At 57.0% G+C, this 15,419-nt stretch carries 14 protein-coding genes; 4 read left to right on the top strand and 10 right to left on the bottom strand.

Annotated elements, in window-relative coordinates; genetic code table 11:
* The gene (gene fixJ / locus CLH62_RS15190) at positions 1 to 627 is read right to left on the bottom strand and encodes a response regulator FixJ (protein ID WP_099619041.1); all 627 of its coding nucleotides are present in this window, start codon (positions 625 to 627) and stop codon (positions 1 to 3) included.
* Positions 628 to 666: 39 nt separating this feature from the next.
* Positions 667 to 3,075: a Lon protease family protein gene (locus tag CLH62_RS15195; RefSeq protein WP_099619042.1), complete on the bottom strand. Its 2,409-nt coding sequence runs from the start codon at positions 3,073 to 3,075 to the stop codon at positions 667 to 669.
* Positions 3,076 to 3,292: 217 nt separating this feature from the next.
* On the opposite strand from CLH62_RS15195, the gene CLH62_RS15200 reads away from it, so the two are divergent.
* Positions 3,293 to 3,670 carry a PilZ domain-containing protein gene (locus tag CLH62_RS15200; RefSeq protein WP_099619043.1) on the top strand — a complete coding sequence of 126 codons (378 nt, stop codon included), beginning with the start codon at positions 3,293 to 3,295 and terminating at the stop codon, positions 3,668 to 3,670.
* A 15-nt stretch (positions 3,671 to 3,685) separates the two neighbouring features.
* On the opposite strand, the gene CLH62_RS15205 is transcribed toward CLH62_RS15200, so the two are convergent.
* Positions 3,686 to 4,156, bottom strand: coding sequence for a flavodoxin family protein (locus CLH62_RS15205; protein WP_099619044.1), 471 nt, complete (start codon positions 4,154 to 4,156; stop codon positions 3,686 to 3,688).
* Between the two features lie 281 nt (positions 4,157 to 4,437).
* Here CLH62_RS15205 and CLH62_RS15210 point away from each other — a divergent pair, with 281 nt between their 5' ends.
* Positions 4,438 to 4,704, top strand: coding sequence for a hypothetical protein (locus tag CLH62_RS15210; protein WP_099619045.1), 267 nt, complete (start codon positions 4,438 to 4,440; stop codon positions 4,702 to 4,704).
* Here the strand turns inward: CLH62_RS15210 and recA are convergent.
* Both recA and pncC read right to left on the bottom strand, forming a co-directional pair.
* Entirely contained in the window at positions 4,701 to 5,747 is a 1,047-nt protein-coding gene (gene recA / locus CLH62_RS15215; RefSeq protein ID WP_099619046.1) for a recombinase RecA, read from the bottom strand. The genes CLH62_RS15210 and recA overlap by 4 nt on opposite strands.
* Positions 5,748 to 5,913: 166 nt before the next feature.
* Complete coding sequence (pncC, locus tag CLH62_RS15220) at positions 5,914 to 6,414, bottom strand: nicotinamide-nucleotide amidase (protein ID WP_099619047.1); 501 nt, start codon at positions 6,412 to 6,414, stop codon at positions 5,914 to 5,916.
* 82 nt (positions 6,415 to 6,496) lie between these two features.
* Here pncC and mutS point away from each other — a divergent pair, with 82 nt between their 5' ends.
* Positions 6,497 to 9,127, top strand: coding sequence for a DNA mismatch repair protein MutS (mutS, locus tag CLH62_RS15225; protein ID WP_099619048.1), 2,631 nt, complete (start codon positions 6,497 to 6,499; stop codon positions 9,125 to 9,127).
* 151 nt (positions 9,128 to 9,278) lie between these two features.
* Positions 9,279 to 9,602, top strand: coding sequence for a ferredoxin FdxA (gene fdxA / locus CLH62_RS15230; protein ID WP_088828887.1), 324 nt, complete (start codon positions 9,279 to 9,281; stop codon positions 9,600 to 9,602).
* A 64-nt stretch (positions 9,603 to 9,666) separates the two neighbouring features.
* Here the strand turns inward: fdxA and CLH62_RS15235 are convergent, their stop codons facing one another.
* From CLH62_RS15235 to CLH62_RS15255, 5 genes are all read right to left on the bottom strand, one after another.
* The gene (locus tag CLH62_RS15235; RefSeq protein WP_099619049.1) at positions 9,667 to 10,305 is read right to left on the bottom strand and encodes a LysE family translocator; all 639 of its coding nucleotides are present in this window, start codon (positions 10,303 to 10,305) and stop codon (positions 9,667 to 9,669) included.
* A 33-nt stretch (positions 10,306 to 10,338) separates the two neighbouring features.
* Entirely contained in the window at positions 10,339 to 11,373 is a 1,035-nt protein-coding gene (locus CLH62_RS15240; RefSeq protein ID WP_099619050.1) for a hypothetical protein, read from the bottom strand.
* A 140-nt stretch (positions 11,374 to 11,513) separates the two neighbouring features.
* Positions 11,514 to 12,464, bottom strand: coding sequence for a DegV family protein (locus tag CLH62_RS15245; protein ID WP_099619051.1), 951 nt, complete (start codon positions 12,462 to 12,464; stop codon positions 11,514 to 11,516).
* A gap of 109 nt (positions 12,465 to 12,573) precedes the next feature.
* Positions 12,574 to 13,407, bottom strand: a complete 834-nt coding sequence (locus CLH62_RS15250; protein WP_099619052.1) for a metal-dependent hydrolase — start codon at positions 13,405 to 13,407, stop codon at positions 12,574 to 12,576.
* Between the two features lie 307 nt (positions 13,408 to 13,714).
* A complete protein-coding gene (locus CLH62_RS15255; RefSeq protein WP_099619053.1) occupies positions 13,715 to 15,343 on the bottom strand; it encodes an acyl-CoA synthetase in 1,629 nt (542 codons plus the stop codon).
* Positions 15,344 to 15,419: the final 76 nt, after the last annotated feature.

Genomic DNA, 15,419 nt, shown 5'->3' on the forward strand with positions numbered 1-15,419 from the left:
TCACCGTGCGTCGATAAGGTCCTTTACGGACAGGACCATACGAACCAGATGTGCCAGGGAATGGGTGCCCATCTTGTGCATAACACGGGAACGGTGAATCTCTACTGTGCGCTGGCTGATTTCCAACTCAATGGCAATCACCTTGTTGGCCTGGCCGGCAATCATCCGGTCCATGATCTCGTGCTCCCTGGGGGTCAGACTCTTGATACGGCGGATAATCTCCTGCTTCTCATCCAGGGATTTGCGCTGTTCCAGGTCCTGCTTCAGCGCCGCTTCGATTTTTTCCAGCAGCGCCTCTTCCCGGTAGGGTTTCTGGATAAAGTCCACAGCCCCTTCTTTCATGGCGTCAACCGCCATGGGCACATCGCCGTGCCCGGTTACGAAAATAATCGGCAGGATGGAGTGCTTTTCGTTCAGCTTCTTCTGCAGCTCCATGCCGTCCATACCGGGCATGCGGATATCCAGCACAATACAGCCCGCCATCTTGTCGGAATAATCCTTCAGGAAAGCCGTCGCACTCTCATAGGGCTTGACCGGCTTGCCGTCGGATTTCAGCAGCAGTTCCAGGGAGTCGCGGACTGCTTCATCGTCCTCTACGACGTATACGGTTTGCTGGATATCAGTCATGGGTGTGTTCTCTCCTGTCCGTTTTCTTATGATTGCCGGTCAGTGAATTGACGGGTCTTTGTGATCATCACGTGCATGTTCCTGTCGCTCGTGTTCCCGCATTTTTTCAAGTCGTTGTTGGATAATGCCAAAAACACTCTGCTTCGGGTACCTGCCTTTGTCATCAGCCTTGCCAGCGGGCCTACCCAGCAGCAGAGTAATAGCCTCTTCAACACGGCCAACCGAATACACCGCAAACCGGCCTTCGCGCACAGCCTGCACCAATTCGCTGTCGAGCATCAGATTCTGCACGTTCGTGGCTGGCACGATCACGCCCTGGGTACCTGAGAGCCCGCCTTTGAGCTGGCAGGTTGTAAAAAAGCCTTCCACTTTCTCGTTCACGCCGCCAATGGGCTGAACCTCACCAAACTGGTTTACGGATCCGGTGATCGCCAGATCCTGACGGACCGGAATGCCGGACAGGGAAGATACCAGCGCGCATAGCTCGGCAAGAGAGGCACTGTCGCCATCCACCTCGCCGTAGTTTTGCTCGAAGGTCAGACTGGCCGACAGATGCATCGGGTCGTTAACCGCAAAATGGGACGCCAGCCAGGAACTCAGGATCATCACGCCCTTGGAGTGAAGGTTGCCTCCGAGCTTCACATCGCGCTCAATATCCATCACCGCGCCATCTCCATAATAGCAGGTCGCAGTCACGCGGTTGGAAAGTCCGAATTCAAACCCGCCTGTGGACAACACTGACAACGCGTTCACCTGGCCAACGCAGGTTCCACCCGTAGTTACGAGTGTGGTGCCATCACGAATGGAATCATAGAACTGGTCGCGGATCCGGCTATCCCGATATTTGGCGCTTTCCAGGGCCCGTTCAACATGAATATCCTGGATCAGCCGTGCCCCTGCCTGCCGGGCCCAGAAATCTGATTCCCTCAAAAGATTGGCGATATCCGCCGCATGCAGAGACAAACGGTCCTGATGCTCCGCCATACGAGCACTGTGCTCAATTACCCGGGCGACCGCCTTGTTTGAGCAGTGCAGCAGTTTTTTCTCGCTCACCAGGCTGGCAATGAACTTGGCGTACAGCAACTGGCTGTCATCAGAGCGGTACATCTCGTTCTCGAAATCCGCCGTTACCCGGAACAGCTCGGCAAATTCTGAGTCGTACTCCTGCAGCAGCATCCAGGTCTCGCGATCACCAAACAGGACAATTTTAACGTCCAGCGGGACCGATTCCGGTTCAATGGAAATCGTGCCGGAAAGAGTCAACTCACGTTCCAGGGAATTAATCTGTATCGATTTCGAGCGCAGGGCTCGCTTCAGTCCATCCCACACGAATGGCTGCTCCAACACCTTGATGGCATCCATCAACAGGTAACCACCGTTGGCCCGATGCAGACTGCCCGGCCGGATCAGGGAGAAGTCCGTAAACACCGTGCCCTTGTAGGTCACGTTTTCCACATACCCGAACAGGTTATGGTAGGTGGGATTGTCCTCAACCACCATGGGAACCTCGTTGGTTTTCTGGTGCACCAGCACGTTCACCAGGTACCGGCGGGGCATCTTCTTATCGAGGGACGCGTAGGCAATCGCCGCCTGCTCCTCGTTATCGTCCAGGAAAATCTCGAGGTTCTCCACCAGATCTGCCCGGACCGCCTCAAAAAAGGCAACAACGTCGGGAAGATCCTTGTACTTCTCGATCAGTTCATCAATCTGGTGGCCGGAAATGCTCTCCAGGGTCTCCTGGTTCAGCGCCTGCTGCTTATCAGCGTATTCCTGTTCCCAGTCCGCGAGCTTACGCAGAGCCTGCCGAAGCTTTTTCTCCAGCTTGTTGATGGTGTCTTCAAACTTGTCACGCTGCTCATCGGTCAGCGCCTGGAAGGATTCCGCGGTATGAGGCTCATCTCCGTTCATGGCAACCAGCCGGTAACCGCCGGGGGTGGTCACGGTCAGGCTGACTTTTTTGCGCTTGGCCTGGGCGGCCACTTTTTCCAGCTCATCTTCCTGTTTCTTGACGTATTCATTCTTCAGCTGTTCCGAGCGCTCAAGGAAACTGTCGCTGTCGAAGGTCTGGGGAATCACCTTGACCAGGCGACTCATCAGTTTTTCCATATCCTGCTTGAGCTGGGTACCCTTGCCCGCCGGAAGCTGCAACAGCTTCGGAATACGGGGTTCCTCGAAGTTGGCTACGTAGCACCAGTCATGGCTCTGCTGATCGGTATCCAAATGATGCTCCAGGTACCGCAGCATCATGGTGCGCTTACCCAGGCCATTTCGGCCCACGGCGTACACGTTGTAACCGCCATGGGGCATGGCCAGCGCAAAACGCACAGCTTCCTGGGCACGGTTCTGGCCCACGATTTCGGCCAGAGGCTCCAGTTGCTTGGTAGTTTTGAATGGCAGATCTTTCAGAACACAGGCTTTGTAAAGCTGATGCAGGGACAGTGACTTCAAGGTTCGGTCCTGTAACGGTTGACTCATTGGCCGGTCATTGTAGATTCTGCGGTCGGCCCTGTCGCGTTCAGCGAGCAGATTTCTGGAGTTGCGCAAAATGCGCAGAAATTTGTTAGTCAGTTCACAGTTTTGCCGGCGTTCATTTTTCAGGCAGTTGTTCCGAAACTACACTTCATCTCCCGGAAACAAAAACAATGCACGCAATGGATGCCAGCGTATGACCACTGATTCCGCAGACCGCAGAATCAAGGATCGTTATCCCGCTTCCTGCCTGAAGGTTCAACTTCGGAAGCACGGCTTTTTTGGGCGTGGCAAGCCCGCCACACCCGTCACCTGCCTGGATCTAAACCGCTACGGCATGGCAATACTGTGCCCCAGACCAGTGGATCCGGGCGCCCGGCTCTTTATGGATTTTGACGGCAAATACATCAGCGAATCGCGGGTTTGCGCCCGGGTGGTGGATTGCCAGCCCTACCAGACCGGCTACCGCGTGAGCGTCCAGTTCAGCTATTGTCTGGACAAGAAGGGGTATTCACGAACTGTCGACAACGCCCTGTCCCGGATTGAGGGCTTTTACAACCGGTTTGCCAGCTGAGCCGAGCTCTCGCCCTTACACCAGCCCGGCATCCAGGCTGGCCGCCACGTACATTCCCAGCTCCCTGCACTGATCTTCGAACTCATCCCGATACTCACCCCGGCAGATCAGGGGCTCCTGGATCTGCTTCCAGCGCAGCCCCGTGGTAATGCTTTCAATGGCCCGATTGGTCCCTGTACCGTCATGTCCTGCCCGGATGTAGTAGGCAAAGGGCAGGCCCTGAGTTTTCTCCAGGCAGGGATAGTAGCTGCGATCAAAGAAGTCCTTCAGCGCACCGCTCATATACCCCAGGTTTTCGGTGGTCCCCAAAATGATGGCGTCGCAGGCAAGAACGTCCTCGGGGCCGGCATCCAATGGCGCCAGAACCTTTACCTCAACGTTTTCGATGTCTTCGTGGTGGGCACCCTGCTCTGCCGCTTCCCGCAGCTTGAGGGTATTCGGGGAAGGCGCATGAGCAACAATCAGCAATTTCTTTTTTGCGTCCATACTGCATCCCACCTGTAACTTCGGAGCAATCAACCCTGGCATTCATCAGGTAAAAATTCATTCTGCCACCAGCCTCCTCCCAAGTTCCAGCCCGACAGACTCAATACTGTACTCAAAGCCAGCTTTAACCAGACGCAACAGGCGAGCACAGTCGCTTGTTATTTAGAGCAGCACAGAAGCGACAAATGGCGATCTGTAACGGGAGTTTTTAAACGATCTGGACCGATACCTTGCAAAGGGCTCTGGTTAGTATGTCTAGACAGCGTAAGGAGGGAAAGTCGATGAGTTATCGCAATCTTGAAAAACTACATGAGTTTTACAGCCGAATGAAATATCGGAGCTGGATCAGAAGCCAGCTCCAGCAGGCTGGTGGCGAGGAATATCTCAAGCGCCTGGAGATCGACATTGGCGCTGAGCCGGGTTACTTCCGGAACGAGCTGGATAAAAAGCTGATACCTGGAAAGAAGCGCGCGAACGAGGAAAGCAATGGTACGGCAGGCTGGAATTCACCCCTGCCGTCCATTCACCTTCCCCCCGGGAAGGTTTAAAGCAACTCGCCGTTGGCTTCCGCCGGCGCCTCAGCAGCCTCTTTTTTAGAGACTGGTTTCGGCATCAGCTTGTCCCGCACTGCAGCTTCAATTTCCTTGGCAATGTCCAGATTTTCTTCCAGGAACTTGCAGGCGTTCGCCTTGCCCTGGCCAATCTTGTCGCCCTTGTAGGCGTACCAGGCGCCGGACTTGTCGACAAAGCCTTCTTTCACACCCATATCGAGCACTTCGGCCATGTGGTAGATGCCCTTGCCATACATGATCTGGAACTCGGCCTGCTTGAACGGCGGGGAGACCTTGTTCTTGACCACTTTTACCCGGGTCTCGTTACCGACTACCTCATCGCCGTCTTTCACCGAGCCAATACGGCGGATGTCCAGGCGAACAGAGGCATAGAACTTCAGGGCGTTACCGCCGGTGGTGGTTTCGGGAGAGCCGAACATGACACCGATTTTCATACGGATCTGGTTGATGAAGATCAACAGGCAGTTGGCGTGCTTGACGTTACCTGTCAGCTTACGCAACGCTTGGGACATCAGTCGTGCCTGAAGGCCCACGTGGCTATCGCCCATTTCGCCTTCGATTTCCGCTTTTGGCGTCAGGGCGGCAACGGAGTCGACGATGATCACGTCTACCGCATTGGAACGAACCAGCATATCGCAGATTTCCAGTGCCTGTTCACCGGTATCCGGCTGGGACACCAGCAGTTCGTCTACGTTGACGCCCAGCTTTTCGGCGTAGATCGGGTCCAGAGCATGCTCAGCATCCACGAAGGCGCAGGTTTTACCGGCCTTCTGGGCCTCGGCAATCACCTGCAGGGTCAATGTGGTTTTACCGGAGCTTTCTGGACCGTAGATCTCACAGATACGACCGTAAGGCAGGCCGCCAATACCCAGGGCGACATCCAGCCCGAGGGAGCCGGTGGAGACTGCAGGAATGGCTTCACGGGGCTGGTCGCCCATTTTCATCACGGCGCCTTTACCGAATTGGCGCTCGATTTGGCCCAGTGCTGCGCTCAATGCTTTCTTGCGGTTGTCTTCCATCAGTGCAAAACCCTCTGTCGCCTTGGCCACCGAAGCCGTTAAACACCCCGATAGCGGAATTGTGAACCGGGAATCTGTACAGCGTTACCAGTCAATTCCCTGTATATTTGAACAGTATTAAAACATAACCGGCAAGGGAGACCAACCCCTCTTGATGTGAAAGCCGTCAGAGTTCATCGACAAACCCGTTAACCCCCTGAAGAGCAAAGAGAACAGCCTGTCGCCTGACCTGGTCCCTATCGCCGTCAAAGCGCTTGATCACGGCTACGGTACTGGCCGGACTGCTGCCCCAGGCGAACCAGACAGTGCCAACGGGCTTTTCCTCACTACCCCCGCCGGGGCCCGCCACGCCGCTGATGGCAACGGCAATATTGGCGCCAGTGGCCGCAAGGGCGCCAGCAACCATTTCCCGCACGACCGGCTCGCTGACCGCGCCATGTTCATCCAGCGACTTCCGGGTCACTCCCAACAGGTCCTGCTTGGCTTTGTTGCTGTAAGTTACCAGGCCACCCAGCACATAACCGGACGAGCCGGCCCGGTCGGTCAGAACCTTGGCCACCCAGCCTCCGGTACAGCTTTCGGCGGTAGCAACGGTACGCCCCAATTGCAGCAGCCGTTCACCGAGGCGGTTACCCGCCTCTTCCAATTCGTGATCGCTGGCCAGCATAATGACCTCCTTCGTTTCATCAGAGCCGTTATTTTCTTACAATTCACGCCTTCACCCAAAGCAAGGCAATCCGGACCCGTCCATGTCAGCAGCTCAGACCGATCTTTCCAAGCACACACCAATGATGCAGCAATACCTGAAGATCAAGGGCCAGCACCCCAGTGAACTGGTGTTCTACCGTATGGGGGATTTCTACGAGCTCTTCTACGAAGACGCCAAGAAAGCAGCCGAGCTGATGGACATTACCCTGACCGCCCGCGGCCAGTCAGGGGGCAATCCGATCCCCATGGCGGGCATCCCCTATCACTCGTCTGAAGGCTACATTGCCCGGCTGGTCCGGGCAGGTCAATCCATCGCCATCTGTGAGCAGATCGGCGACCCGGCTACCAGCAAGGGGCCGGTTGATCGCCAGGTGGTGCGGATAGTCACACCGGGCACACTGAGTGATGATGCCTACCTGGAAGACCGCCGAGACAACCTGCTGGTGGCCATCTATAACCACCGGGAACAGTTCGGCTTTGCCTCGCTGGATATTTCCAGCGGTCGTTTTACCGTCTCGGAACTGGAAAACCTGGAAGCGCTGCAGGGCGAGCTCCAACGGCTGCGACCAGCAGAGATCCTGATCAGCGAGGATTTTCCCTATCAGGAAGTGCTGGAAGGCTTCACCGGAATCCGTCGCCAGGGCCCCTGGCTGTTTGAACCCGATACCGCCCGCCGGGTGATTACCCAGCAACTTCAGGTCCGGGACCTGACCGGCTTTGGATGCGAGGATCTCGATCTCGCCGTATGTGCCGCTGGTTGTTTGCTGCAGTACGCCAGGGAAACCCAGCGCACCGCCCTGCCCCACATTCGCAAGCTTACCCGCGAACGGCGGGATGAAGCCGTCATAATGGATGCCGCCAGTCGCCGTAACCTTGAGATCGACACCAACCTGATGGGCGGCCATCAGTACACCCTGGCCTGGGTGATGGACCGCACGGCAACCTCCATGGGTGGGCGGGAACTCCGGCGCTGGCTGAACCGGCCGCTGCGGGAGGTAGACACCGTCCGCCAGCGCCAGCAGGCAGTCTCGGCACTGCTCGATGGGTTTCATTACGAGCCGGTGCACGATTTACTGAAAAAAGTGGGCGATATCGAACGGGTACTGGCCCGGGTTGCGCTGCGCTCCGCCCGCCCGCGGGACCTGGCCCGCCTGCGAGATGCCTTTCAGGCCCTGCCGGATCTGCAGGAAACCCTGAAACCGGTGAACTCGCACCACATCGTCAAACTCGCTACCACCATCGGCGAATACCCGGAACTGGCGGATCTACTGGAACGGGCCATCATTGAAAACCCACCCGTGGTTATTCGGGAAGGCGGCGTCATCCGGGAAGGGTTCGACGAGGAACTGGACGAACTGCGCAACATCAGCGAGAACGCCGGCCAATACCTGCTGGATGTCGAAACCCGTGAACGCGAACGTACCGGAATCAGCACTCTGAAAGTGGGTTACAACCGGGTTCACGGCTATTACATTGAAATCAGCCGGGCCCAGTCCGGTCAGGCCCCGGTAGATTACATCCGCCGACAGACCCTGAAAAACGCCGAGCGTTTTATCACCCCGGAACTCAAAGAATTCGAAGATAAGGCCCTGAGCGCCAAAAGCCGTGCCCTGGCACGAGAGAAAGGGCTTTATGACAATGTTCTCGAAACAGTAGCCGGGGAGCTGGCGCCGCTGCAGGATGCCGCCCAGGCACTGGCAGAACTGGATGTACTGAGCAACTTCGCGGAGCGGGCCACTTCGTTGCGCTTCTCGGCCCCGGAATTCAGTGAATCCACCGGCTTCGATATCGAGGAAGGCCGGCATCCGGTGGTGGAGCAGTTGCTGGACGAACCCTTCGTGCCCAACGATCTGCTGATGGATGCCCAGCGGCGCATGCTGGTAATTACCGGCCCGAACATGGGCGGTAAGTCCACCTACATGCGCCAGGCCGCGCTGATTGCCCTGCTCGCCTATACCGGCAGTTTTGTACCCGCCAATCGTGCGGTGCTAGGCCCGGTGGACAGGATTTTCACCCGTATGGGGGCCTCGGACGATATCGCCGGTGGCCGATCCACCTTCATGGTGGAGATGACCGAAACCGCCAACATTCTTCACAATGCCACCGAACACAGCCTGGTGTTGATGGATGAAGTGGGTCGCGGTACCAGCACCTTCGATGGCCTGTCACTGGCCTGGGCCACTGCCGAGCACCTGGCCCGGGAAATCCGTTGCTACACCCTGTTTGCCACTCACTATTTCGAGCTCACGCAACTGGCGGATGAGCTGCAACACGCGGTGAACGTGCACCTGACAGCCACCGAGCACGACGACAGCATCGTGTTCCTGCACAACGTTCACGATGGCCCGGCCAGCCAGAGTTACGGGCTCCAGGTGGCCAAGCTTGCCGGTGTGCCCCAGGATGTAATCCGCAACGCCAAGGCCCAGCTTTCTCATCTGGAAGGCAGCGCAACACCTGTGTCACCGGCAGGCGCCTCCAGCGATAAGCAGAGTGAATCGCCCCGTGGCAAGGTTACAAAGCAGGTCAGCGACCCCGTGTACCAGGGGGATATGTTTGCGAGCATCGAGCCAAGCGCAGTGGAAGAAGCCCTCATGGCGCTGGACCTGGATGGACTGAGTCCCCGCGACGCCATCAATCAGTTGTACGAGTTGAAGGAACTGATGAGGAAATAGCGGAAAATTGATCTGTGTAATAAGGTTATAGCAGCCGAACGCTTGCGGCTGTGCGGGTCGCTCCCTACAATATCGCGCACTAAAATATAACGGTGGCGCCATACCGGCGCTCCTGATGAGACTGACCGACCACTGGACCAGGGATCTGACTATGGCGTTTATCGTTACTGATAACTGCATCAAGTGTAAATACACGGACTGCGTGGAAGTCTGCCCGGTAGACTGCTTCTACGAAGGCCCGAACTTTCTGGTAATCGACCCGGACGAATGTATCGACTGCGCCCTGTGCGAGCCTGAGTGCCCGGCCGAAGCCATCTTCTCGGAAGACGAGCTGCCTGCCGATCAGGTCCAGTTTGTGGAGCTGAATGCCGAGCTGGCCGCCAAATGGCCGAACATCACCGAGAAGAAAGACCCGCTGCCAGACGCCGAAGAGTGGGATGGCAAGCCGAACAAGCTCCAGTATCTGGAGAAGTGATTTACCGGAACTGAATGCGAAAAAGGGAAGCCTCGGCTTCCCTTTTTCTTTACATGCCCAGTGTTCAGGTACTTGCCAGTTTGGCCCCCATGGCCACAAAAAATCCGCCAGTAAGGCCATTCAGCACTCGCTTTAGCCGCGTATTCACGCCCAGGTTCCGGAAACTCACCACCATCCAGGCCAGGCCGCACTGCCAGAGCATCGCCAGCATGAAATGCACCCCTGCCAGCATCAGGGATTGCTGAAAGGCGTTACCGGCGGGGTTAACAAACTGTGGCAACAACGCCATGTAGAACAGCGCGGTTTTCGGATTCAGCACGTTGGATAACAAACCTTCCCGGAAGGAAGCCAGCATGGGGACATTCCGGCGGGCAACCGCCACGGTCCGGGCCGAAGGCTCCTCGCCCCGATTCAGAGCCTGACGCAGCGAGCCGAGACCCAACCACACCAGATAGCAGGCACCGGCCCACTTCAGCGCTGAAAATGCCCAGGCGGTTTCTACCAGCAGGAGGGAAATACCCAGGGCCGAGAGAGTCGCATGGATGAACAGGCCACTGCATATGCCAACGCTGGTCACGCAGCCATCTCTCAAGCCGCCGCGGCCGGTATTACGCATTACCAGAAGCGTATCAACACCCGGCGTAATGGTAAGCAGTGTGATGGCAATCAGATAGGCCCAGAATAGATCCGAGATCAAAACCATACCTCCCAAAACGGTCCAGGGAGGCTGGAATAATCAGGCCTCCTGCTGGAGAATCTTGTGCGCAGCGGCAGACTTGTAGAAAGGCGTGAGCCGCCGGCGAATCAGGGCTTCAACATAGCCCTCTTCCCGTAAAACGTCTATAACCGGAATTGCGTAGGCATCAACTTCCGCCATCACCACTTCCCGGGTTACGCCCATGTCCCCGAGCAGGTCGGTGATCGGGCGCTCGCCGTACTTCACGAACAAGTGGGAAACCACGGCCCTGGCACAGCCTTCAAAATACCCGGTCTTTCGGAACTGCAGCCAGAACTCATACCCGAGCACCACGAATTCCTGCAGTTCAACATCCCCCAGGCCTTCATGCAGCTCCGCAATCGTGCGATCCTCCAGCGAAACCCAGGCGGCCATCACGCTGTCCCGCAACTCATCATCAGACAGCGCCCGGTGCAGGAACTGCTCACTTCGGCTGATCAGGCCCGGCAGGCTATCGGATAGCCAGACTTTGAGCCGCCGCTCGAAGGTTTCATCCAGGCCCGGCACGGCCCTGTTGGCCATACGCTTGCCAAACTTCATCATCGAGCCAACACCCGGCACGGATTTCGTGATCAGGTTGTCCTCATACAGATAATTCACCAACCCGTGGTACACCAGATTGGATACCAATTCCTGATACACCGGATGAGCCATGATCTCACTGATCACCTGCTCCCGCTGACGCTTCAGTTCAAGCGCCTCTTCCAGGAAGCCCGTGGCCTGTTCACGGGTAATAATCTGGCCCAGGGTTGTCTTCGACTGCACCTCGGCATTGAGCACCTCAGTCGCCATTTCAGCCGCAAGCTCAGGGATCCCCGCGTCCAGCTCCATGTCCATCACAATGCGCTGGATAACCCCCATCACCTGTCCCTCCGAGGTAATTCGGCTCAGGGTTATCTCGCCGGCATAACTCCAGAGCTCATTCAGTTCCTGCTCCAGGAATTTGCGCAGCCTGGCACCCTTCAACGATGCCAGTTCATGCTTCACATGCTGTTCCAGCAGCTGATTGGCGAGATCCGCTTTGCCTTTGGTCATGGCGTCAGTTGTCCTGTGGTTGAGATGAAACACAATGACAAGAGGCTAACATGAAGTCCGGGCCGACCGGTTCGCCAAAACTACAGGGAAAGGGCTGCGGCCGGGCCAGTCATGACCAGGTGCAGATGATAAACAAGTAATTACTGGAAATCGTTGAAGCTGTGCGGTTCGGCGGCCAGGGCGAGACAAAGGCTGCCGGGTCCAACATAGATACTGCTGGTTATCCCCATCTGGGACAGCAGCAATTCCACGCCATTGCTTTCACAGGCATCCCGCAGGCGATTGAGCCCGGGAAGGTCTTCGATTTCGGTCCAGGCCAGGCCACAAGAGAGGCTTACATAGGGCGTCAAGAGGCCGGCTTCGACCCTTGCCGCGGCGTAGTTCATCACTTTTTCGACCGCCATATCGAAGCTGCGGGTCTTGGCTGCCGGCTGTCCCTCGGCGCCCTGCCCGAAAATCACCGGGGTAATGTTGAGCGCCTTGCCCAGGAAGGCCACCAGTGCCGATACGCTCTTGTCACCACGCCGCCTGGCCCGTTCACGAATGTAGTGAAGGTCCCGGGGAATCACGCAGGTATAAATCTTGTCTGTGAAGGTTTCCACCTCGTGGCGAAGAGCGTTCTTGGACATATTCTGGTTGATCAGCTTCAACGTATGCGCAGCCAATAACCCCTGGCCGGCAAAAATCTGCTTGCTGTCAATCACCCGCATGTAGAACCTGCCATCCCGCCCCGCTGCTTCGCGGGCACGTTCGTAATGGGCCAGAACGCTATTCATGGCTTCGGTGGCATTCTGAAAAATCAGGCTGCGGCTTTTGGTCACCGTCTCACAGATAGCCACATCGAACTGAGTGACGATTTTCTCGATGAACAGGTCGTGGATCTGTTCGGCCGTAAATGCCCGGGTTTCCGCCTGGTGGCCCTTCTGCAGGAGACCGCTCTGGTAGAACTCCTGGGTCCGGACCGGGTCGTGTTCGTCAATGTAGGTCTGGCCGTCGATAACGGCAGTAACAGGAAGGATGAACAAATCGTGCTTGCGGCTAAATTCGTAGGGTAGATCACACGCAGAGTCGACAATCAAACCAACACGCATGGGGGCCTCCAGCTCCGGGCCACTCCTCGGCCGGAAGCGCCCTTCATTGTCGTTGTTTTTTATGCCGCCCAGTCTTACACAACCTGACCGGAATTTCAGCAATCCCGGCTTATCCGGCAGGAGATGCCAATTCCAGTTCCTTCAGGTTGCGCTCAAGTAGTTCCCGGTTGTCCTGCTGCCAGGGATGAAAACCCTCGCGGAAGTAGGCCAGGAATTCCGGCAGGCACTTTCGCAAAACCCCCGGCTTGCCCCAAAGGAAGTTGAAACCGCCTATCCAGGTGCGCAAGCTCCAGAGTTTGCCATCAGTCTTCAGCAGACTACAGGTGTTCAGAAAGGTGTACTTGAAGAAGTTCCAGGTAACGAACAAGAAGACAACTCGTCGCAGGCGCTCGTTACCGACGCACGCCTGGTAAACATCAAAAGCGACGGATTTATGCTCGGTTTCCTCGATGGCATGCCAGCGCCACAGTTTCGCCATGGCCGGGGTCGCACCTTCCATCCATTCCGGATGGCTCAGGATGGCGTTCGCCAAAACGGCAGTGTAATGCTCCGCGCCACAGGTGCCTGCCAGTTGCCGGCTCGGCGGAAGTTTACCCACCCACGCCATATGTTTCTCAAAACGCCGGTCAATGGCATCGATATCGTAGCCCCGCGCCCTCAATGCCTCGTTGTAGTGCTTGTGCTCACGGCTGTGGAGCGCCTCCTGCCCGATAAAGCCACGAATCTCGGCCTTCAGCTTGGGATCGTCGATTTTGTCCCGGTACAGCCGCACCGCGTTGATGAACTGCTGCTCGCCATCGGGAAACTGGAGTGACAGGGCATTGAAGAAGGCCGTCCGGAAGGCATCGTTTCCGTGCCAGAGCGTTTTCAGATCTTCGCCGATATCAAAGCGAAGGTGCCTCGGCTCGACGGACACGCCCTCGGGAGTGGAGCTGATGGTCATGACTGCCTCCTTTTTTTAGTGTTGTTGTCAGTAATGAACAGCGAACAAAAAATCATCAGTCCAGGCAGTTTAAACCTGAAAACAAGAACGAAGGAAGAGAGCCGAGAGAAAAATCGGACAAATTGTCACGAAATGACATCTTGTCAAAACCGAGCGAGGGACCGGCGCCGGACACCGGGAATAAAAAAAGGAAGGCACGAGGCCTCCCAAGGACACACAAGGGGTCCGAGCCTTCCGATGCAAAGCCGGAAGGCTCGGGTTTAGTGCTCTTCTGCGGCTTGTACGCCCGGCGCAGCCGGTCAGAGAGTCAGTCCAGTTCTTTGGCCTGGTCCCTCAGCACGAACTTCTGGATCTTGCCCGTGGAAGTCTTGGGCAGCTCAGAGAAGACAATGGTTTTGGGCACCTTGAAGCGGGCCAGGTGCTCGCGGCAGAAGCTGATGATGTCTTCCTCGGTCACCTGTCCGGCTTCCGGCTTGAGGGTTACGAAAGCGCAGGGTGTTTCGCCCCACTTCTCGTCTGGCCGGGCGACCACGGCAGCTTCCAGAACGGCCGGGTGGCGGTACAGGGTATCCTCCACCTCGATGGTGGAAATGTTCTCGCCACCGGAGATGATGATGTCCTTGAGCCGGTCCTTGATCTCCATGTAGCCGTCTTCGTGCCACACCGCCAGATCACCGGTGTGGAACCAGCCACCACGGAACGCCTCTTCGGTCGCCTTCGGGTTCTTCAGGTAACCTTTCATCACGGTGTTGCCGCGCAGGAAGATTTCACCGATGGTCTTGCCGTCTTTGGGTACCGGCTCCATGCTGTTCGGGTCGCCAACCATGGTACCGGCCAGAGTATGGTAACGGACGCCCTGGCGAGCCTTTTTCCGGGCACGGTCGTGCAGGGGCAGCTTGTCCCACTCGGTTTTCCAGGCGCAGACAGTCACCGGGCCGTAGACCTCGGTCAGACCGTAAACGTGGGTCACCTGAATGCCCATCTCCTCGATGGCCCCGATCACCTGGGCGGGGGGCGCCGCGCCGGCAGTCATGGACTTCACTTCATGGTCGATGCCGGCCTTTGCGGATTCCGGCACGTTCAGCAGCGCATTAAGTACGATCGGTGCCCCACACATGTGGGTGACCTGATGATCACGAATGAGCTGCAGGATCTTCTCCGGATCAACGCGGCGGAGACACACGTGGATACCGGCCATGGCCGTGATGGTCCAGGGGAAACACCAGCCGTTGCAGTGGAACATCGGCAGGGTCCACAGATACACCGGGTGCATGTCCATCGACCAGACGGCCTGGTTGCCAATGGCGTTCAGGTAGGCGCCGCGATGGTGATAGACCACACCTTTCGGGTTGCCGGTAGTACCGGAGGTGTAGTTCAGGGAAATCGCATCCCACTCGTTCTCCGGGAAGCTCCACTGGAACGCCGGATCTCCTTCCTGCAAAAAGGCTTCGTAGTCGAGATCGCTGACCTGGACACCTTCCCCGTACTCGGGATCGTCGACATCGATCACCAGCGGCTTGGTATCCAGCCGGCTGACGGCATCCCTGATTACTTCCCCGAATTCCCGGTCCGCAATTATTACCTTGGCTTCACCGTGTTCCAGCATGAAGGCAATGGCCTCCGCGTCCAGGCGGACATTCAGGGTATTGAGCACCGCGCCGATCATGGGTACCCCGAAGTGGGATTCCACCATGGCCGGAATATTTGGCAGCATCACGGCAACGGTATCGCCGGGGCCAATACCACGGCCTTTCAGGGCAGAAGCCAGACGCCGGCAGCGATCATAGGTCTGCGCCCAGTTGTAGCGGATCGCCCCGTGAATGACCGAAGGATACTCCGGGTAAACAGTGGCGGTGCGTTCGATAAAATCGATCGGGGATTGAACGGCGTAGTTGGCATCGATGGGCGCAAGGCCCTGATCAAAAATCGAGGTCATTGTGTGGTCCTCTTAAGCGCTGTTGTTCTTATGACGTATTCAGGAATATCGCTAAACTAGCTATACTTCGGGCTGG

The sequence above is a fragment of the Marinobacter guineae genome, from assembly GCF_002744735.1.
Classification (GTDB): Bacteria; Pseudomonadota; Gammaproteobacteria; order Pseudomonadales; family Oleiphilaceae; genus Marinobacter; species Marinobacter guineae.